This is a genomic window from Knoellia sp. p5-6-4 (assembly GCF_029222705.1).
Classification (GTDB): Bacteria; Actinomycetota; Actinomycetes; order Actinomycetales; family Dermatophilaceae; genus Pedococcus_A.
The window spans coordinates 2,133,094-2,151,927 of the sequence record NZ_JARGZF010000001.1 but is presented as its reverse complement, the minus strand read 5'-3'; the positions used below and the strand labels follow the sequence as shown (position 1 = coordinate 2,151,927).

Sequence of the window (18,834 nt, the reverse complement as noted above, 5' to 3'; positions counted from 1 at the left end):
CGGATGGGAGCCACGCTTCAACCACCACACCTGCGCAACAACCCCCATCGTGGTGAGCGACGGGTGAACCGGGACCACGCGAAAGCGAGCGCTTCGAGCACGCGGATAGGACGGTCCGATGACCGGTACTGCCGCCGCTCACCACGAAGGCAGCCGGGCGGCAAGGCGGCTCACCCGTCAGGAAGACGTAGACGGCCGCCGGAAGAGCGCCACCTGCAGGAAGTCGTGCGAGAAGGTCGGCTCCTCGTGGGTGTGGCCGGGCGGCATGAGCCGGGCGTCCACCAGCTCCAGCCAGGCGAACATCTCCGCCAGCTCATCCAGCGTGTACCCGACCCCGCCCTCGAGGTGCCCGTGGAGCAGCAGGTCCTTGTCCGACGCCGTGCTCCCCATCGCCCCGGCCGTGAAGGTGCAGATGCCGTACACGCCGTCCGGCGCCAGGGCAGCCGACAGCCCTTCCATGTAGGAGATCCGCCGGTGCGGCGCAAGGTGGTGGAAGCACCCCGAGTCGTAGACGAAGTCGAAGGGACCGCCGGCCACCGGCTCGCGCACGAAGTCCACCAGCCGGTAGTCGGGCCCCGGCCTCGACGCCCCCGGACCGGCGGCACCCGCCCTCTCCCTCCGCGACCGAGCCGTCTCCACGGCATACGGGGAGATGTCGATGCCGGTGACGGCAAATCCCTGGGCCGCCAGCCACGTGCTGTTGCGCCCCAATCCGCACCCGACGTCCAGGGCGGAGGACCCCCGTCCACCCGGCAGCAGGCCCTCCGCCTGCCACGCGGGCAGCGCCGCGTCGGGCAGCTCGGAGGTCAGCGGGTGCCCCTCTCGCTGGAACAGCCCGTCCCAGAACGCCGAAGCCGCGTCGCTGGTCCGCTCGGCCCCGTCGGCATAGAGACTGTCGAGCAGCTCCATCAGCTGGCCGTAGGTGGTCACGCGCACCGGGATTCCTCCTGCCTCAGACGACTCGCAGAGTCTGGCACGAGGCGGCCTTGTCCCCGACGAAGGAGCCCTGTCGGCGCTTTCTCCTACAGTGGAGACAGCTCAGGAGAGGCAACGACAAGTACCTGGCTTGTTGCCCGGCAACCTCCACCGCGGAGGTGCCCCAGGGGAAGAGCGGACCGTGCCGAACCCGGCCGGTAACAGCGGATCCGCAGCGCGCCAAGGGATCCCCGTCACCAGGAGGTCCTGTGCCTTCCAGCCACGCATCCGCCCAGCCGTCCGGCGACCACTCCGCCGACCGCCGACCACCCCGGCGGCCACTGACCGTTCTCGTCGACGACACGCGCGACTTCAAGGACGGCAGGCCGGCGCTGACGGCTCGCACCTCCGAGGAGGCGCTCGCCCTCCTCCGCGGGCTCGTCGACACCCCCATCGACGACCTCTGGCTCGACTACGACCTCGGTCTCGGCGACACGGCCCAACCCGTCGTCGACCACCTCGTCGAGCTGGCCGCAGCCGGCAGCCCCCAGTCGATCAGCACCATCCGCGTGCACAGCTCCAATATCCACCACGGGCACCGGATCTGCGCCGAGCTCGTCGCAGCGGGCTACCCCGCGCGGCGCAGCTACGCCGCGAACATGTGGGTCAGGGTGCGGTGGCAGGCGCCGCCGCGCTGACCACGTCGGCGACCTCCTCGGGGTGGGTGAAGAGGTTGTTGTGCGAACCCGGCAGCACCTCCACCCGTGCCGACGGACTGCCCGCAGCCGCTGCGACATCGGCCATCCACTGTTGTGGCGCAAACGAATCCGCCTCACCGGCGGTGAGCACGAGCGGCACCTCGAGGTCGCGCACCCGCTCCTCCGGGCGGTCGCGCCGCCCCGACCCGATGACGCTGACCAGGTCGGCGCGCAGGCGCGCGACGTCCCTGGCCGCGACCACCAGCTCTGCCGGGCTGTCCTTGCGGTATGCCGTGGCCGCGCCTCGCAGCAGCCCCGGCCATGAGCGGTGCTCGGGCCGGAAGGTCAGCCCTGCCAGCACCAGAGACAGGTCGGGGCGGTCGTGCTGGAGGCGGAGGGCTGCGCCGAGGGCGACCTGCGCGCCAGTCGAGTGCCCCACGACGACAACGGGACCGGCGAGGTCGGCCTCCCTGGTCCAGCGTGCTGCGGCCTCGCCCATCGGCTCGACCAGCGGTGGCACCCTCAGTCGGGGACGTCGCCACGCCAGCAGGTCGAGCACGACGCAGCGCAGCCCGCGCCGGGCCAGCACCTCGACGGTCGGCAGGGTGTAGCGCGGCAGCCCCAAGCCGGGCAGGAGCACCACCGTCGCGCGCGCCGGCGTCATCGGGGCGACCTCGATCGCCTGCACCCAGGCCGCGCCCACCCGGATCCAGGTCTCCCGCTTCCGGGTCTCGCCCTCGGGGGGCGCGGTCGCTTCATTCATTGCCAGCCAGCGTAGGTGTGACCAGCGCCGTCCACCTCTTCAGCGCGGGTCGAAGGAACTCCTGAGGTGCGGCCGACGTCCAACCGGCATGCCGCGCCAGACCATCGTGCTCACCGCCGTCGCCCTCCTCGCGGTGAGCCTGGTCACCGGGTGCGGCTCCAGCAACGGAGATGGCGCTCCGGCGGGCGATGCCTCCGCCCTCTTCGACCGGCGCGCCCGAGAGGTGGCGGCCGTCTGGACGGAGGGTGACCTCCTCGAGCGGTGGCGCACCAGCATCGTCCCCGCACAGGGCCTCACCATCGAGCCCGACTGGACCCCGCGTGAGACCCTCAAGGCCGCGTTCTACGGGGGCTGGGTCCGCACCGCAACCGCCCTGCCCACCACGCCGGGCACCGGGCAGGTGCGCCACCTGGACGGCACGACCGTGGAGGTCTACACGCTCGACGCGCAAGCGGCCTACGAGGCGATGGTGAACCCCCGCTCGGGCCCCTGCCCCACCCCGGCATCCGGCACGGGCTGTGAGTGGGTCACCATCACCGGCGCGCGAGCGGTCAGGACCACCCTCGCCACGGCCCGGGGCCCGGCGCAGGTGCCGGCGTGGGCGTTCACGGTGCAGGGCCTGTCCGATTCGCTGGTGCGCGTCGCCGTCGCGGAGGCCGCAGAGCCGGGCGACTTCGAGCCGAGCAGCCTCTCCGAGGCGCCTAGCGACGGCAGGCGCCGCCTGCTCTACGGACAGGACGTCGTCTCGGACACCGCCGACTCTCTGACGGTGACGATTGGCAGCGGCGACTGCGACACCGAGCGAAGAGAACACGTGCTCGAGACCGACGAGGTCGTCGTGGTCGGCGGGACGGCCCTCGCCCCACCGCCGGACCAGGCGTGCAACGCGATGCTGCGCCTCGAGGAGGTCACCGTGCCGCTGAGGACCGAGCTGGGCGACCGTCCGGTGCTCGATGCCGCCTCAGGTCGGCCACTCCTTCCCCAGGTCCTGCCGGACCGGTGACGCGGCGGGACCTCTAGAGGCCCAGGCCCGCCTCCCTCGCGCGCACTATCGCCTCGGCCCGGTCGGCCACGTGCAGCTTCGCGAAGATGTTGGAGACGTTGTTGCGCACCGTCTTCGGCGACAGGAACAGCGTCGAGGCGATCTGGGCGTTGGACCTCCCTGCGGCGACCAGCTCGAGGATCTCCCGCTCCCGTGCCGTCAGCTGCGGGAAGGCCTGCTCGGCAGCGGATCCCACCGCTGGCCCCGCGGCGAAGAAGTCGGCGATGCGACGGGCGATGGCCGGGCCGAAGATCGCCTCTCCTCGCGCCACGGCGGTCACGGCGCGTGTGATCTCAGCCTGGTTGGCGCCCTTGAGCAGGTATCCCCTGGCCCCGGCCTGCATCGCGGAGAACAGGGTGGCGTCCTCCTCGGCCATGGTGAGCATGACCACGCCGATGTGCGGGCTCGCGGCCGTGAGTCGGCGAGTCGCCTCGATGCCGTCGAGCCCGGGCATCTGCACGTCCATGACGACGACGTCGGGCTGGAGCTCGGTGGCCAGCGCCACGGCGGCGGTTCCGTCCTCTGCCGTGGCGACGACCTCGAGGCCGTCGACCGAGGCGAGCAGGGCGGCCAGCCCGTCGCGGTAGACGGGGTGGTCGTCGGCCAACAGCACCCGGATCGGCTCAGGCATCAGCAGCGGCTCCTGTCGTCTGCGGCGCTCCGGCGCCGGGAATCACGGTGCAGGGCAGGACCGCCCGCACGACGGTCCCGCCAGATGGCGGACACTCCACCGCGACGGTCCCGCCCAGCTCGGCGGCCCGCTCCCGGAGGGACAGCATCCCGACCCCCGCCGCGACATCACCAGGGATGCCGTGGCCGTCGTCGCGCACCTCGACCACGAGCGCGTTGCCCAGGTGCGCAGCACCGCCCCCCGGGCCCTTCCCGTGGAGGCCGAGACGCACCGAGCAGTGCCGGGCACCCGAGTGGCGCACGACGTTGTTGACCGCCTCGGAGGCAATCCGGAACGCCGCCACCTCGACAGCGGCCGGCAGGGACGCGCCGTCCACTCCGTCGCCCTCGACGGTGATCGACAGGTCCGGCGGTTCGAGCCGTCGGGCCAGCTGCGCGATCGCCCGCTGCAGGCCCAGCTCGTCGAGGGCGGGCGGCCGCAGGTCGTGGACCAGCCGGCGCACGTCGGCCAGCACCGCGGCGACGTCCGCGGTCGCCTGCTCGAGGAGGCGGTCTGCCTCGGCGGCGTTGCGGGAGGCCAGGTTTCGCGCCGTCTCGATGCGCAGCGTGACGGCCCCCAGACTGGGACCGAGGCTGTCGTGCAGGTCGCGCCGCAGCCGACGGCGCTCCTCCTCACGCGCCGTGACGAGCTGCTCGCGGATGGCCTGCAGGTTCGCGCTCAGCTCGCTCGCCCGCGCCGCCGCGGCTGCCTGGCGCACCACGTCGCCGAGCAGCCGCTGGTCGTGCTCCGACAGCTCGGTGCTGCCGGCGGGGCAGAGCGTCAGCAGGCCGACCCGCTCGCCGCGGTAGACCACCGGCAGCTCCACCGACCGGCCTGCTGGACGTCCGTGCTCGACCGCCTGCTTCTCGCCCGACGGGCCGTCGATCTCCACCCTGACGTAGGGCGAGCGGAACGCCTCACCGACCGCGCGGGCGACCGCCACGAGCTGCTGGTCGGGCGACGCCGACACCTCGAGCTGCTCGGCGAGCGCCGACACCACGGCATACGGGTCCTCCCGGGAGCCGCGGCGCAGGCGACGCACCGCCGCGGCCAACCGGTCGCGCAGCGGCGCGTACAGCCCAGCCACCACCGCGATGGCCACCAGAGCCGAGTCACGTTGGCCCAGAACGGCCCCCGCGAGAGCGAAGACCAACACGTCGATGACCACCACGGCCGCGGCGAGCAGCGCGTAGACGAGCGTCGCGGAGATCAGGCGGTCCACGGCATACAGGTTGTGGCGGGTGACGGCGACGACGATCGCTGCCGACGTGACACCCACGCCGACGCCGAGGAGGACCCCGGAAACCGGGTCGGCGGTCAGCATCCCGAGCACGATGACGACCAGGTTGACGACCGCCGCCCAGACCAGCCACCGCGTCTGGGCGCGGCCCACCGGATCGGCGGCGCGGTGGCGCCGCACCACCACCATCAGCGGCACGACGAGGCTGAGGAAGATGCCTGCGTAGGCGACCGTGAGCAGCACCTGCCAGACCCCGTAGGGCAGCGGGATGCTGAACGGGTCGAGGTTCAAGGCGTCCAGAGCCGGGTCCAGGGACTCGCCGGCGATCCGCTCGGCCGTCTCGGCCGGCACCACCGCGAGCAGCACCGGCAGCAGGGCGGTGAGCCCGATGCTCGCCAGCGACAGGCGCCGCCAGAGCGGCTCCCGGGGCAGCCGGCCGTGCGGGAAGACGAGCAGGATGAGCGGGAGCCCGAGCAGCAGCCCGGCGCCGAGCCGCTGGTAGAAGTAGAAGGACGCCGACGCGCCGGGCAGCCCCGGCTCGGTGTAGACGGCGTAGGCGGTCCAGCTGCTGCAGAACGAGTCGACCACCCAGAAGAGGCCCGAGCCGACGAGCAACCAGGCCACCGGGTGTCGGGGCAGCTGGCGCAGCAGCAGGGCCCCCGGGACCACCTGGGCCAGCCCGGTCAGGCAGCCGACCCATCCTGGCTCGAGCTCAGCCACCTCGGGGATGCCGGCGCGCGCGTTGGCGATGTCGAGCGCCACGGTCGCCAGCGTGAGCAGCACCGCGACGGCGGCCAGCGCCGCTCCGGCCCGGCTGCCGCGGGCCGCGACGGCCGCCGCCTCGGCGGGGGCGCTGCTGGTGGTCTGCGTGGTCACAGGCGACATGGTCGCAAGCGTGGAGTCCCGCTGTCCCGGGATCGCAGTCCCGGGACACCCGGGACAACTCAGGGGACTCGATTGCGGACTCCGGCACCTGTGGGCCGGGACGCCCGACCTCGACTGTGGTGCCAGGCGGTGCAAGGGGCACCGCGACGAGACGCAGAGGAACGACCATGAGCGACACCCTCACCACCCAGCCGGCCCTCGCCCGCACCGACACCCACCGGCCGCAGTCCTCGGCCGCACCCGCGGTCGACCCGCGGACCATCCGCCGGCTGGGCCTGACCCTGATGACGGGCACCCTGCTCTGGGCAGCCAGCACCTTCGTCTTCGGCCCGAACGGCGAGGGCATCGGCTCCCGGGTCGGCGACATCACCGGCTTCTTCTTCCAGGTCGGCGTCTTCGCGCTGCTGACCGCGATGCTCAAGACGGGCGCCACCGGAGTCACGAGGAAGGCCCGCGCGATGATCCGCGTCGAGTACGTGCTGCTGGGCCTGGCCTCGCTGTGGTCCCTGATCCACGGGCTGATGCCGGCCAGCATCGGCGACAGCACCCCGGTGCTGGTCCTCGACGTGTTCTGGCCCCTGTCGATGCTCGGCATGTTCGTCATCGGCATCAAGGTCGCCGTCGCCGGTCGCTGGCAGGGCGCCCTGTCCATCTGGCCGATGGTGGCCGAGACCTGGGCCGTCGTCACCGTGCCGACGTTCCTCCTCCTCGGTGACGGCGTGGCCCGCTGGGTCGGCGGCGCCCACCTCGTGATCGGGTATGCCGCGCTGGGCCTCCTGCTCGCCCGTCGCCCCGAGCTGACCGGCGCCTCCGAGGAGTGACGCCGTCACCCTCGGGGGACCCCTCCCTCGCGGTTCGGGGTGTTACCGAGTGCTGTGGCGCTCGGTGACACCCCGAACCCGTGTCTGCCCACCCTCGACCTCCTGGAGCCGGGCCGCGGCGTAGGCCGGCTCGCGCAGCGCCCGCACCACCGGGTACTGCGACGTCCCCGGCAGCCTGTGCACCACGGGGTCGTGGCGGCGCTGGTCGTCCTCTCCCTCGACCCCCTCGGCCAGCGACACCTCGCCCACGGCGACCCAGGGACCGGTGCCCACGGCATACGACAGGGACAGCCGCTCGGGGACGCACAGGCTGGGTCCGACCTCGCGCTCGGAGGCCCCGGGCAGCGTCGCCAGGCGGAGCACCAGCGGCCCCGCCGGCGACCTGACCGGAAGGAGCGTCGTCAGGGGGCCGTCGGTGAGCTGCGAGTGGACCAGCAGGGCGAAGCGGCCCAGCCCGGAGTCGCCGGTGGACGCGAAGAGCAGGTCTGCCGGGGCCCCCTCGCCGGCGGACGGCCCCGGAAGCCGCAGCGCGAGGCCGTAGACGTCAGGCAGCCACGCCGGCAGGCCCGCCGCCCGCGACACCCGCACGGTGACCTCACACGCGCCCGCGTCGTCGAGCAGTGGCACCCCGCTCCTGCCGGAGCCGTCGCACCGCAGGCTCGCGCGCAGTGTCACTCCCCGGGCGTGCAGGGGACGGCCCCGGCGCAGCACCGCGAGCGCGCCGAAGAGCGCACCGAGTCCGAGACCCGCTGCCAAGCCCGCGGTGCGTCCGGCCGTGCTCACGAGTGCGTGCGCCATCGGCTCCTCCTCCATGTCGTGACCCGGCCACCCACCATGCCAAGGATCGGCCGGTCCCGCTTGCGGCCGGTGCGAGACTGGGCGCCATGAGCAACCTCGAGACCCGGCCGGTGGAGACCGAGTGCGAGCACGAGCCGGCGCCGGAGGCCGGCGGGCGGCCGGTCGTCGAGGTGCTCGAGGCACGCGAGGTGCCCCTCGGTGGGCCCCGCGCCATGACCGTGCGCCGCACCATCCCGCAGCGGCAGCGCTCGCTCATCGGGGCCTGGTGCTTCGCCGACCACTACGGACCGGACGACGTCAGCAGCTCGGGCGGGATGGACGTCCCGCCGCACCCGCACACCGGGCTGCAGACGGTGAGCTGGCTGTTCTCCGGCGAGATCGAGCACCGCGACAGCGGGGGCCACCACGCCATGGTCCGGCCCGGCGAGATGAACCTCATGACCGGCGGCCACGGTATCGCGCACTCGGAGGTCTCCACCCCCGGCACCAGCGTCCTGCACGGCGTGCAGCTCTGGGTCGCGCTGCCCGATGACGCCCGCGACGAGCCCCGGATGTTCCAGCACCACGTGCCGCCGGCGGTGCACGTCGGGGGCGCCACCGTGCGGGTCTTCCTGGGCACGCTGCTCGGGCAGTCCTCGCCCGTGCGCACGTTCACGCCGCTCCTCGGGGCGGAAGTCGTGCTCGACCCGGGCGCGCACCTCACCATCGGCGTCGACCCTGCCTTCGAGCACGGTGTCCTGGCCGACACCGAGGGACTCGGCCTCGAGGGTGTGCCCGTCCCCCGGGCCGCGCTGGGCTTCATCGGCAGCGGTCTGCGGTCCCTGACGCTGCGCAACGACTCGGCCGAGCCCGGCCGGCTCGTGCTGCTCGGCGGCACACCCTTCGAGGAGGACATCCTCATGTGGTGGAACTTCGTCGGGCGCTCCCACGAGGAGATCGAGCGGTTCCGGCAGGAGTGGCAGGACGGCAGCGACCGGTTCGGCGAGGTGGTCGGCTACGAGGGCCGGACTGCCCGGCTCCCCGCGCCGGAGCTGCCGCCGGTGAGGATCCGTCCGCGCCAGAACCCGCCGCCGCCCACCGCATGAGGGGTTCGCGAGCAGCCCTGGCCCCTGCCGCCACCGGATCCGCGCTCGTCGCCGTGGGCGTCCTGCTGCCCGTGGCCGCGGCATACGTCGTGGGCGTGCTGCTCGAGGGCGCCGCCCTTGCCGTGGCACTGCGTGGACGCGTGCCGGCCTGGGCGGCGGCGGTCATCGCCGCCCTGCTGGCCGCCTGACAGGATCAGGACATGAGCCTCGACGTCGCCGCGCTCCGTGCCCGCTTCCCGGCCCTCGCCGAGGGCGCCGCCCACTTCGACGGCCCCGGTGGGTCCCAGGTGCCCGACGTCGTCGCCGCCGCGGTGGTCGAGACCCTGACGTCCGCCATCGCCAACCGCGGCACCGTCACGCGCGCCGAGCGCCGCGCCGAGCAGGTCGTGCAGGACGCCCGCCGCGCCATGGGAGACCTGCTGGGAGCCGACCCGCGCGGCATCATCTTCGGGCGCAGCATGACCGCCCTGACCTACGACATGGCCCGCACCCTGTCGCAGACCTGGGCAGAGGGCGACGAGGTGGTCGTCACCCGCCTCGACCACGACGCCAACATCCGGCCCTGGGTGCAGGCGGCCGAGCGGGTCGGCGCGGTCGTGCGCTGGGCCGACTTCGACCCGGCCACCGGGGAGCTCGCGCCCGAGGCGGTCGGGGACCTGCTGTCGGAGCGCACCCGTCTCGTGGCGGTCACGGCCGCCTCGAACCTCATCGGCACCCGACCCGACCTGCCGGCCATTGCCGACCTCGTGCACGGCACGCGAGCCCTGCTCTACGTCGACGGCGTGCACTACACGCCGCACGTCGGGGTCGACGTCCGAGCCCTGGGGGCCGACCTGTTCGCGTGCTCGCCCTACAAGTTCATGGGCCCGCACTGCGGCGTGCTGGCGGCCAGCCCCGAGCTGCTCGAGACCCTGCACCCCGACAAGCTGCTGCCGTCGTCGAACGCCGTCCCCGAGCGGTTCGAGCTCGGCACCCTGCCCTACGAGCTGCTCGCCGGCACCACCGCGGCCGTGGACTTCATCGCCGCCCTCTCGCCGCTCGGCCGGGCCGGCGACCGGCGCAACCGGGTGCTCAGCGCGATGCAGGGTCTGGAGGAGCACGAGGACCGCCTGCGCGCGCGGATCGAGCAGGGCATCGCCGCCCTGCCGGGGGCCGTGCTCTACTCGCGCGCGACCCGTCGCACTCCCACGCTGCTGGTGCGCTTCGAGGGCCACGACTCCCAAGCCGTGCGGGTGGCCCTGGCCGAGCGGAACATCAACGCCCCGGCCGCGTGCTTCTACGCCATCGAGGCCTCCCCGCGTGCTCGGGCTCGGCGACAGCGGTGCCCTGCGGATCGGACTGGCTCCCTACAACGACGACAGCGACGCCGACCGGCTGCTCCACGCCCTCACCGACATCGTCGGCGGCTGACCCCTCGCCTGCGGTGCCGCGCCGGCGCGAGCGGTTCGCCCAGCAGGGGACCTTCGACCCGACCCCCGCCGACCGTCCCGCCCGCAGTCTGGGAGGAGGCAGGAGGAGGAAGCCATGCAGGACAACCGCAACGCAGCAGACCCAGCACGCACTCGTGCCGCACGCGGGCGGCCCGACCTGAGGAAGGGCTTGCGCATCGCCCGGGCCATGGCGGTCACGTCGGGTGGCCCGCTGGCCCTTGCCGCCGCGAGCGCCGTCGCGCCCGTGGCAGCCCTGCGCCGCTGGCCGTCCAGGCTCGAGGCACCGCTCGCCCGGCGGGCCGCCTGGGCTGCCACCGGCGCAGCGCTGGTGCTGACGCCGCTCTACCTGTCCGTGGTGCGCCCCTGGCTGATGACCTGGGGGTCGACAGCTTCCGAGCGCGCGCGCACCTACCCCGGTGACGACCCGGCAGGGCCCGAGCCCGCGCTGCGCATCACCCGCGCGGTGACGGTCGATGCCCCGCCCGAGAAGGTATGGCCGTGGGTGGCACAGATCGGCCAGGAGCGTGGCGGCTTCTACAGCTACGACTGGCTGGAGAACCTCGCCGGCTGCCAGATCCACAGCGCCGACCGCGTCCATCCCGAGTGGCAGGACGTCCAGCCCGGCGACCCCATCGGCATGACGCCGGACTTCGGCACCGAGGTCGAGGCGGTCGACCCCGGGCATGCGCTGGTCGTCAAGGACTGGGGTGCCTACGTCGTCGAGCCGGCCGGGGAGGGACGCAGCCGGCTCGTCGCCCGCGCCCACGTCGACGCAGGGCTGCCGTCGTTGGTCTACGCCCTGACCATCGAGGTGCCTCACGCGATCATGGAGCGGCGCATGCTGCTGGGCATCAAGCAGCGCGCGGAAGCCGCCGCCTCCGCCGGGTCGGGCTACCCGCGCGCGGCGTAGGTCTCAGCCGTCCCACCCCGAGGACGCCGGCCGCGACGCGCGCGACCGGAGTCGGCATGCGCGAGACTGACGCCATGCCCGAGACCTCGCTCGACCCCGTCCTGATCACCGGCTGCTCCTCCGGCATCGGCCGCGCCGCCGCCGACCTCCTCGTGAAGGCCGGCCACACGGTCTACGCCACGGCCCGCCGCCTCGAGACGCTGGAGGACCTGGAATCCGCCGGGGCCCGCGTGATGGCGCTCGACGTCACCTCCGAGGAGTCGATGACGGAGGCCGTGCGCCACGTCGAAGCCGAGCACGGCCGGGTGGGCACCCTCGTCAACAACGCCGGCTACGGCGAGTACGGCACCATCGAGGAGGCGGACCTCGCCAAGGTGCGCACCATGTTCGAGACCAACGTCTTCGGCCTCGCCCGGATGACCCAGCTCGTGCTGCCCGGCATGCGTCGCGCCCGCCGCGGCCGCATCGTCAACATCGGGTCGATGGGCGGCCGGATGACCTTTCCGGTGGGCGGCTACTACCACGCGACGAAGTACGCGGTGGAGGCCATCAGCGACGCCCTGCGCAACGAGGTCCGCCCGTTCGGCATCGACGTGGTGCTCATCGAGCCCGGCATCACCCGCACCGGGTTCGAGGACAACGTCCACGCCTCCGTCGCGAGCAGCGCTGGCGCTCAAGCGGATTCACCGTATGCAGGCCTGCTGGCGAGCAACGCCGCGAACACCTCCGGGAGCTACTCCAACCCGGTCGTGGGCACCGGACCGGAGAGCGTCGCCCGCACCATCCTCAAGGCGGTCGAGGCGGAGCGGCCGCGAAGCCGCTACCTGCTCACCCCCGCGGCCCGCGCGATGGTCGCCGCTCGCCAGCTCGGCGGCGACCGGGTGTGGGACGCCATCGTCAAGCAGCAGTTCAGGCACTGAGGCGCCGCCCGTGGTCACTGGCATCACCCCGCTCGACGCCCCCGTCGAGCCCGTCGACGCCCTGCGGCGCATCGCCTTCCTCCTCGAGCGCGAGCGCGCCGGCACCTACCGCGTCGAGGCGTTCCGGCGGGCCGTGGGCGTGGTGCGGGCCACGGACCCGGACGAGCTCGCGTCCCGCGCGGACGCAGGCACCCTCCAGGAGCTCAACGGCATCGGGAAGTCCACCGCCGGGGTGATCGAGGAGGCGCTGGGAGGAGACCTTCCGGCATACCTGAAAGCGTTGCAGGACAAGGCACCTGACTCGCTGGCCGATGGCGGTGACGGCCTCCGGGCGGCGCTGAGGGGCGACTGCCACCTGCACTCGGACTGGTCCGATGGCGGCAGCCCGATCGACGAGATGGTGCTGACCGGGGTCGAGCTCGGCCACGACTACCTCGTGCTGACCGACCACTCGCCGCGCCTGAAGGTGGCCAACGGCCTCTCGGCCGAGCGGCTCACGCGGCAGCTGGGTGTCGTCGAGCAAATCAACGCCTCGCTGGGCGGGCAGTTCCGGCTGCTCAAGGGCATCGAGGTCGACATCCTCGACGACGGCAGCCTCGACCAGAGCGAGGACATGCTCGACCGGCTCGACCTCGTGGTCGCCAGCGTGCACTCCAAGCTGCGCATGAACGCCGCACCGATGACCCGTCGCATGGTCGCCGCCGTGCAGAACCCGCGCGTCAACGTGCTCGGCCACGTCACCGGCCGGCTGGTCACCGGATCGCGCGGGCAGCGACCGCAGTCGGAGTTCGACGCCCACGCCGTCTTCGAGGCCTGCGCGGAGCACGATGTCGCGGTCGAGATCAACAGCCGCCCCGAGCGCTGCGACCCGCCCGACGAGCTCCTCACGCTGGCCCTCGAGCTCGGCTGCCTCTTCTCGATCGACTCCGACGCCCACGCGCCGGGCCAGCTCGACTTCAAGGCGCTGGGGTGCGCACGGGCCGAGCGGCTCGGCGTGCCGGCGGAGCGGGTCGTCAACACCTGGGACGCCGACCGCCTCGTCGAGTGGGCTCGGAGGAGACGGCCATGACCCCACCGCCCCTGCCGCCCATCACGGTGGAGCCGGACTCTTCCGCCGCACCCTTCGAGCAGATCCGCAGCCAGCTCGCCGGCCTGATCGACTCCGGTGCCCTGGCCGAGGGCGAACGCCTGCCCACGGTGCGCAGCCTGGCCACCGATCTCGGGGTCGCCGTCAACACGGTGGCCCGCGCCTACCGCGAGCTCGAGGCGGACGGGCTCGTCATCACCGCCAGCCGGGCCGGCACCGTGGTGGCCGCCGGCGCGCAGCGCGACGAGGTGGCCCTGCGCCGGGCCGCGGCCGCCTTCGCCGAGCGCGCGACGCTCGCGCAGGTGCCCGAGGAAGAGGTCGTCGCCGTGCTGCGCGAGGCCTTCCGGATGCTCCGCAGCTAGCCCCGACGTGCCGGTTTTGGCGTATGGCCGTCCGACCCGTATGCTTTCCGAGTCCTCGACGGATCCGAGCCCTGCTGGCTGGGCGCGGGGGTTCGGCGAGAGCCGGTCCCCATCGTCTAGCGGCCTAGGACCCCGCCCTTTCACGGCGGTAGCACGGGTTCGAATCCCGTTGGGGATACGCAAGAAAAGGCCTACACCAAGGCCCCGTAGCGCAGTTGGTTAGCGCGCCGCCCTGTCACGGCGGAGGTCGCGGGTTCGAGTCCCGTCGGGGTCGCTTCGCATGAGAGGCGCCGCTCGAGAGAGCGGCGCCTCTCGCGTTGTCCCATCCCCTCGGCCCCCGCCCGCCGTGCATCACCCGCGCAGCCGTGGGTACATGGAGGCATGACCTCCCAGCCCGGCCCCGCCCATCTGCCCGACGTCGCCTCGCCCACCCCATCGGGTGGCTCGCCGCTCGTGCGGCTCGTCCACGCGGTCGAGGGCTGGCGCGCCGCCGACACCCTTGCCCACGTCCTGGCGCGAGTGAGCTGGCCGGTGACGGGCGCCCGGCCGCTGCGCGAGCTGCTGCAGGGCAGGGGCACGGGTCACGCCGTCCACCCGCCGATGACCGACCTGCCCGTCGGGCTGTGGACCTCCACGGTCGTGCTGGACCTGATCGGGGGCGAGGACTCCCGCGAGGCGGCGCGCCGGCTGCTCGGCCTTGGGCTGCTCACGGCGGTGCCCACCGCCGCCACCGGTTTCGCGGAGTGGCACGAGACGGCAAACCCGGAGCGCCGGGTCGGCGTGGCCCACGCCCTGCTCAACACGGCCGCCCTCGCGCTGCTCAGCACCTCGTACGCCGCCCGCTCCCGCGACCGGCACCGGACCGGCATGGTGACCGCGCTGGCCGGCATGGGCGTCGCCACCGCCTCCGCCTACCTCGGCGGCCACCTGGCGACGGCACGCAAGGTGGGCACCCGCGACACCGCCTTCGAGCTCGACGGGGTGGGACCCGTCCTGTCGCGCCCGGCGCCAGCGCCCGCGCCGGGCGCCGCGTCGCGCAGCGACGACCCGGTCACCGACTGAGCGCGCCTCCGAAGGCGACCGGGCAGGGCCGGTATGCCGCGTGCGCATGGCGCGCACGCGGCATACCCGCTGCTAGTGGCTCACCTCGATGGCGATCTTGCCCCGGACGTGACCGCCCTGGCTGAGCCGGAAGGCCTCGGCTGCTTCCTCGAGCGGGAACACCTGCGCAACCGGCACGGTGAGCAGGCCCCTGTCGGCGAGGTCCGCGAGCGCCTGGAGGTCAGCGGCGTTGGGGCGCACCCAGGCGTAGAGGCCCCCCTTCTCCGCCACCTCGGCCTCGACGATCGACCCGTGCCGACCGTCCTCCCTGAGCACGGCGAGGGTGGCGTCCAGCACACCCCCCACGAAGTCGACGACGACGTCGACACCGTCGGGGGCCAGCTCGCGCACCCGCTCGGCGAGGCCGTCGCCGTAGGCCACCGGCTCGGCGCCGAGCTCGCGGAGCATCTCGTGGTTGGCCTCGGAGGCGGTGCCGATGACGCGGGCGCCGGTGGCGTTGGCGATCTGGACCGCGAGCGACCCCACCCCGCCCGCGGCCGCGTGGACCAGCACGGTGTCGTCGCGGGACAGGCCGAGGCGGCTGAGCAGCTGGTAGGCGGACAGCCCGGCCAGCGGCAGGCCCGCGGCCTGGTGCCAGTCGAGGGCCTTGGGCTTGCGGGCGACCGCGCGCACCGGCACGGTCACGAGCTCGGCGAAGGTGCCGCCGTGCACCCAGTCCTTGCGGGCGTAGGCGATGACCTCGTCGCCCGGCTTGAACTCCGGGGTGTCGAGGCCGACCCGCTCGACGACGCCGGAGACGTCCCAACCCGGGATGACGGGAAAGGTGACGTTCATCAGCGCGTCGAGCCCGCCCGCCGCGACCTTCCAGTCGACGGGGTTGACCGCGGCGCTGCGCACGCGGATGAGCACCTCCGCCGGGCCGACCCTCGGCTCGGGGAGGTCGGAGAGGGTCAGGTTGTCGGGGTCGCCGTAGTGGTCGTAGGAGATGGCACGCATGGTGGGGCCAACCTGCGCCGGCGGGCTCACTATTCCGCGGCCGCACACCGGCGCACACCCTGCCCACGCCGCCGGCGCACCGCTGACCGGGCCGCTGGCCGCGCCGCCCCACTCAGCAGAAGTTGCTGCCGCAGGGGCATGGAGCAACCTGGGCCCCCGGCAGCAACCGCTGCTAGCAGAGGTTGCTGCAGTGGTCAGCGGTAGGGGGAGAAGTCGGGCTTGCGCTTCTCCGCGAAGGCGGTCGCCCCCTCCATGCCCTCCTCCGACTTCACGAAGAAGTCGAGGCCGTCGAAGGCGACGTTGCCGATGCCGTTGATGTGGTCGGTGTCGGCATTGAACGAGTGCTTCAGGAAGCGCAGGGCCGTCGGGGAGTACGACGCGATCTTCCGGGCGTACTCCCGGGCCTTGTCCATCAGCTGTTCCGGCGGCACCACGTCGTTGACGAGGTTCCAGCGCTCGGCGGTGTGGGCGTCGTAGAGGTCCAGCAGGAACCAGATCTGGCGGGCCCGCTTCTCCCCCACCACCCGGGCGAGGTAGGTGGAGCCGAATCCCGCGTCGAACGACCCGACCCGCGGGCCGGCCTGGCCGAAGCGGGCGGTCTCCGAGGCGATCGACAGGTCGCAGATGACGTGCAGCACGTGCCCGCCGCCGACCGCGACGCCGTTGACCGCGGCGATGACCGGCTTGGGGATCTCACGCATGATCCGGTGCAGGCCCTGGATGTCGAACATCCCCCACTCGGTCTCACCGTAGCTGCCCGTCTCGGCCCGCTCCTTGACGTCACCGCCTGCGCAGAACGCCTTCTCACCGGCGCCGGTGAGGATCACGGCTGCCACCTGCTTGTCGGCCCACGCGTGCTTGAACGCCGAGATGAGCTCGTCGACGGTGCGTCCGCGGAAGGAGTTCATCCGGTCGGGCCGGTTGATCGTGATGACCGCGAACGCGTCCTCCTCCACGGCATACGTGAGGTCGGTGTAGTCCTCCGGGCGGATCATGCACGGCTCCTTGGTCGATGGGTGGGTGGGTCGGGTGGTTCGGGTGACGGGTCAGTCGACCTGGACGACGACGGCCTGGCCGAGGCCGACGCCGATGCACGCGGCCGCCACGCCGACACCGCCGCCGCGACGGCGCAGCTCGCGGCACAGGTCGACGAGCACGCGGGGCGCCGAGGCGCCGAGGGGGTGGCCGATGGCGATGGCCCCGCCGTTGACGTTGACGATCTCGCGGTCGACCTGCGGCAGGTGGTGCAGCGTCGAGAGCACCATCGCGGCGAAGGCCTCGTTGATCTCCCAGAGGTCGACGTCCTCGATGCGGCGCCCGGCGCGCTGCAGGGCCTGCTCGATGGCCGGCACGGGGGCGACGCTGAACCGGTCGGGCTCGACCGCCACGGTGCGCGAGGCGACGATGCGGCCGAGCGGTTGCACGCCGAGGCGCTCGGCCACCGCGGCGGTGCCGACGAGCGCCGCGAGGGCGCCGTCGTTGATCGGGCTCGAGTTGGCGGCGGTCACGGTGCCGTCGCGGGTGAAGGCAGGCTTGAGGGCGGCCAGCGACTCCATGGTCGACTCCGGCCGCAGCGACTCGTCGCGCTTGACCCCCTCGACCTCCATGACGAAGCCGTCGTGCTTGCCGGCGTCGTAGGCCGCGGCGACCCGCTGGTGGGAGCGCACCGCCCAGGCGTCCTGCTCCTCGCGGCCGATGCCGAGCTCGGCGGCGACCCGCTCGGCGCAGGCGCCGAGGGAGTCGGTCCAGTGAGCGGGGAACTTCGGGTTGGTCATGCGCCACCCCACGGTGGTCTGGTGCAGCTGCATCGAGCGCGGCAGTCCCTCGTCGGGCTTGGGCAGCACGTAGGGCGCACGGCTCATGCCCTCCACGCCGCCGGCGATGACGAGGTCGGCGTCTCCGGTCGCGACCGCGCGGGAGGCCTGCACCACGGCCTCGCCGCCAGAGGCGCACAGCCGGTTGACGGTGACGCCCGGGACGCTCACCGGCAGTCCGGCGAGGAGGGCGGCCATCCGGGCGACGTTGCGGTTCTCCTCGCCCGCGCCGTTGGTGTTGCCGTAGTAGACGTCCTCGACCTCGGCGGGGTCGAGGCCCGGGTGCCGCGCCACAAGCTCGGCGATGGGCAGGGCGGCGAGGTCGTCGGTGCGGATGTGCGACAGCCCGCCTCGGTTGCGACCGAACGGGGTGCGGACGGCATCGATGACGTGGGCCTCGCGTAGCTCGCTCATATGTCGCAATCTTGACGGTCGTAACAGACAAATGGCAAGGTCGCGCCCGTGAGCACCCCTGAGAGCATGCCGGTCGCCCTGGTCACCGGGGCCGGACGCGGCATCGGCCGCGCGGTGGCGGTGGCGCTCAGCGAGGCAGGACACCGGGTGGCGCTCACCTCCCGCAGCCGGGACGAGCTCGAGGCCACGGCCGCGGCCTGCGGGGGCCCCACCCTGGTGCACCCGTGCGACATCACCGACGGCGCCGCCGTCGAGGCGCTGTATGCCGCGGTCGAGGCCGCGTGGGGGCCGGTCGAGGTGCTGGTGGCCAACGCGGGGGCCGGTGTCTCGGCCCCGGTGGCGAAGACCACCGACGAGCAGTGGCAGCGCATGCTCGACGTCAACCTCACGGCACCGTTCCGCTGCCTGCGCCGGGCGGTCCCCTCGATGGTCGAACGGGGCAGGGGACGGGTCGTCGTGCTCGCCTCCGTGGCCTCGAAGATGGGCGAGCCCTACATCTCGGCCTACACCGCGAGCAAGCACGGCGTGCTCGGCCTCGTGCGCTCGGCCGCGGCCGAGCTGGCCCGCACCGGCGTCACCGTCAACGCGGTCTGCCCCGGTTACGTCGACACCCCGATGACGGACGCGACCGTCGAGGGCATCGTCGCCAAGACCGGCCGCAGCACGCAGGAGGCGCGGGCGATCCTCGAGGCCAAGCAGCCGATCGGCCGGCTCATCACGCCCGAGGAGGTCGCGGAGGCGGTGATGGCCTGCGTCCGCAACGGCGGCATCACCGGCCAGGGCATCAACGTCGACGGCGGCGCACTGCAGTCCTGAGCGGCAGCGCGGGGGTCGCCCGCGACGCCCGCGACGCCTGCGACGCCCGCCACGTCCGCCGCACGGCATACCGTCGGCAACCGACGGACACCCACCCACGAGAGGA

The 18,834-nt window shown here is 73.2% G+C and carries 20 protein-coding genes, 2 tRNA genes and 1 riboswitch; of the genes, 14 read left to right on the top strand and 8 right to left on the bottom strand.

The annotated features are described in order from the left end of the window. Window positions 1-177: 177 nt before the first annotated feature. Window positions 178-936: a class I SAM-dependent methyltransferase gene (locus P2F65_RS10435; RefSeq protein ID WP_275806565.1), complete on the bottom strand. Its 759-nt coding sequence runs from the start codon at window positions 934-936 to the stop codon at window positions 178-180. A gap of 100 nt (window positions 937-1,036) precedes the next feature. Beyond that, window positions 1,037-1,146: riboswitch (SAM riboswitch) on the top strand. A 38-nt stretch (window positions 1,147-1,184) separates the two neighbouring features. Here P2F65_RS10435 and P2F65_RS10430 point away from each other — a divergent pair. Further along, window positions 1,185-1,613, top strand: coding sequence for a cyclic-phosphate processing receiver domain-containing protein (locus P2F65_RS10430; RefSeq protein WP_275806562.1), 429 nt, complete (start codon window positions 1,185-1,187; stop codon window positions 1,611-1,613). Here P2F65_RS10430 and P2F65_RS10425 read toward each other — a convergent pair. After that, the gene (locus P2F65_RS10425; RefSeq protein WP_275806559.1) at window positions 1,582-2,376 is read right to left on the bottom strand and encodes an alpha/beta fold hydrolase; all 795 of its coding nucleotides are present in this window, start codon (window positions 2,374-2,376) and stop codon (window positions 1,582-1,584) included. The genes P2F65_RS10430 and P2F65_RS10425 overlap by 32 nt on opposite strands. An 88-nt stretch (window positions 2,377-2,464) precedes the next feature. Here P2F65_RS10425 and P2F65_RS10420 point away from each other — a divergent pair, with 88 nt between their 5' ends. Then, window positions 2,465-3,379, top strand: coding sequence for a hypothetical protein (locus P2F65_RS10420; protein WP_275806557.1), 915 nt, complete (start codon window positions 2,465-2,467; stop codon window positions 3,377-3,379). A 13-nt stretch (window positions 3,380-3,392) separates the two neighbouring features. Here the strand turns inward: P2F65_RS10420 and P2F65_RS10415 are convergent, their stop codons facing one another. Both P2F65_RS10415 and P2F65_RS10410 read right to left on the bottom strand, forming a co-directional pair. Continuing rightward, window positions 3,393-4,049: a response regulator transcription factor gene (locus P2F65_RS10415; protein ID WP_275806554.1), complete on the bottom strand. Its 657-nt coding sequence runs from the start codon at window positions 4,047-4,049 to the stop codon at window positions 3,393-3,395. Continuing rightward, window positions 4,042-6,204 (bottom strand): sensor histidine kinase, encoded by a 2,163-nt coding sequence (locus P2F65_RS10410; protein WP_275806551.1) that lies wholly within the window; start codon window positions 6,202-6,204, stop codon window positions 4,042-4,044. Before P2F65_RS10410 ends, P2F65_RS10415 begins: the two co-directional genes overlap by 8 nt. Window positions 6,205-6,380: 176 nt before the next feature. Between P2F65_RS10410 and P2F65_RS10405 the strand changes: the two genes are divergently transcribed. Continuing rightward, a complete protein-coding gene (locus tag P2F65_RS10405) occupies window positions 6,381-7,034 on the top strand; it encodes a hypothetical protein (protein ID WP_275806548.1) in 654 nt (217 codons plus the stop codon). A 42-nt stretch (window positions 7,035-7,076) separates the two neighbouring features. Here the strand turns inward: P2F65_RS10405 and P2F65_RS10400 are convergent, their stop codons facing one another. Next, entirely contained in the window at window positions 7,077-7,832 is a 756-nt protein-coding gene (locus P2F65_RS10400) for a phosphodiesterase (protein WP_275806545.1), read from the bottom strand. Between the two features lie 86 nt (window positions 7,833-7,918). Between P2F65_RS10400 and P2F65_RS10395 the strand changes: the two genes are divergently transcribed. The 10 genes from P2F65_RS10395 (at window position 7,919) to P2F65_RS10350 (ending at window position 14,688) form a co-directional block, all read left to right on the top strand. Continuing rightward, window positions 7,919-8,917, top strand: coding sequence for a pirin family protein (locus P2F65_RS10395; protein WP_275806542.1), 999 nt, complete (start codon window positions 7,919-7,921; stop codon window positions 8,915-8,917). Beyond that, the gene (locus P2F65_RS10390; protein WP_275806539.1) at window positions 8,914-9,105 is read left to right on the top strand and encodes a hypothetical protein; all 192 of its coding nucleotides are present in this window, start codon (window positions 8,914-8,916) and stop codon (window positions 9,103-9,105) included. The genes P2F65_RS10395 and P2F65_RS10390 overlap by 4 nt, the downstream gene beginning before the upstream one ends. A gap of 12 nt (window positions 9,106-9,117) precedes the next feature. After that, window positions 9,118-10,767, top strand: a complete 1,650-nt coding sequence (locus P2F65_RS10385) for a cysteine desulfurase-like protein (protein WP_345803686.1) — start codon at window positions 9,118-9,120, stop codon at window positions 10,765-10,767. Continuing rightward, window positions 10,718-11,257 carry an SRPBCC family protein gene (locus P2F65_RS10380; RefSeq protein WP_275807381.1) on the top strand — a complete coding sequence of 180 codons (540 nt, stop codon included), beginning with the start codon at window positions 10,718-10,720 and terminating at the stop codon, window positions 11,255-11,257. Before P2F65_RS10385 ends, P2F65_RS10380 begins: the two co-directional genes overlap by 50 nt. A gap of 56 nt (window positions 11,258-11,313) precedes the next feature. Then, the gene (locus P2F65_RS10375) at window positions 11,314-12,177 is read left to right on the top strand and encodes an oxidoreductase (protein WP_275806536.1); all 864 of its coding nucleotides are present in this window, start codon (window positions 11,314-11,316) and stop codon (window positions 12,175-12,177) included. A gap of 10 nt (window positions 12,178-12,187) precedes the next feature. Next, window positions 12,188-13,246 (top strand): PHP domain-containing protein, encoded by a 1,059-nt coding sequence (locus P2F65_RS10370; protein WP_275806533.1) that lies wholly within the window; start codon window positions 12,188-12,190, stop codon window positions 13,244-13,246. Continuing rightward, entirely contained in the window at window positions 13,243-13,626 is a 384-nt protein-coding gene (locus tag P2F65_RS10365) for a GntR family transcriptional regulator (protein WP_275806530.1), read from the top strand. Before P2F65_RS10370 ends, P2F65_RS10365 begins: the two co-directional genes overlap by 4 nt. 105 nt (window positions 13,627-13,731) lie before the next feature. Beyond that, window positions 13,732-13,804: transfer RNA gene (locus P2F65_RS10360), tRNA-Glu, on the top strand. Window positions 13,805-13,826: 22 nt separating this feature from the next. After that, a tRNA-Asp gene (locus tag P2F65_RS10355) sits at window positions 13,827-13,900 on the top strand. A gap of 107 nt (window positions 13,901-14,007) precedes the next feature. Then, entirely contained in the window at window positions 14,008-14,688 is a 681-nt protein-coding gene (locus P2F65_RS10350) for a DUF2231 domain-containing protein (protein WP_275806528.1), read from the top strand. A 72-nt stretch (window positions 14,689-14,760) separates the two neighbouring features. On the opposite strand, the gene P2F65_RS10345 is transcribed toward P2F65_RS10350, so the two are convergent. The 3 genes from P2F65_RS10345 to P2F65_RS10335 all read right to left on the bottom strand — a co-directional run bounded on the left by P2F65_RS10345 (window position 14,761) and on the right by P2F65_RS10335 (window position 17,912). Beyond that, window positions 14,761-15,684 (bottom strand): NADP-dependent oxidoreductase, encoded by a 924-nt coding sequence (locus tag P2F65_RS10345; protein WP_275806526.1) that lies wholly within the window; start codon window positions 15,682-15,684, stop codon window positions 14,761-14,763. A gap of 194 nt (window positions 15,685-15,878) precedes the next feature. After that, a complete protein-coding gene (locus P2F65_RS10340; RefSeq protein ID WP_275806524.1) occupies window positions 15,879-16,679 on the bottom strand; it encodes an enoyl-CoA hydratase-related protein in 801 nt (266 codons plus the stop codon). A gap of 51 nt (window positions 16,680-16,730) precedes the next feature. Next, window positions 16,731-17,912 (bottom strand): thiolase family protein, encoded by a 1,182-nt coding sequence (locus tag P2F65_RS10335; RefSeq protein ID WP_275806522.1) that lies wholly within the window; start codon window positions 17,910-17,912, stop codon window positions 16,731-16,733. 48 nt (window positions 17,913-17,960) lie between these two features. On the opposite strand from P2F65_RS10335, the gene P2F65_RS10330 reads away from it, so the two are divergent. Beyond that, window positions 17,961-18,728, top strand: a complete 768-nt coding sequence (locus tag P2F65_RS10330) for an SDR family NAD(P)-dependent oxidoreductase (protein ID WP_275806520.1) — start codon at window positions 17,961-17,963, stop codon at window positions 18,726-18,728. Window positions 18,729-18,834: the final 106 nt, after the last annotated feature.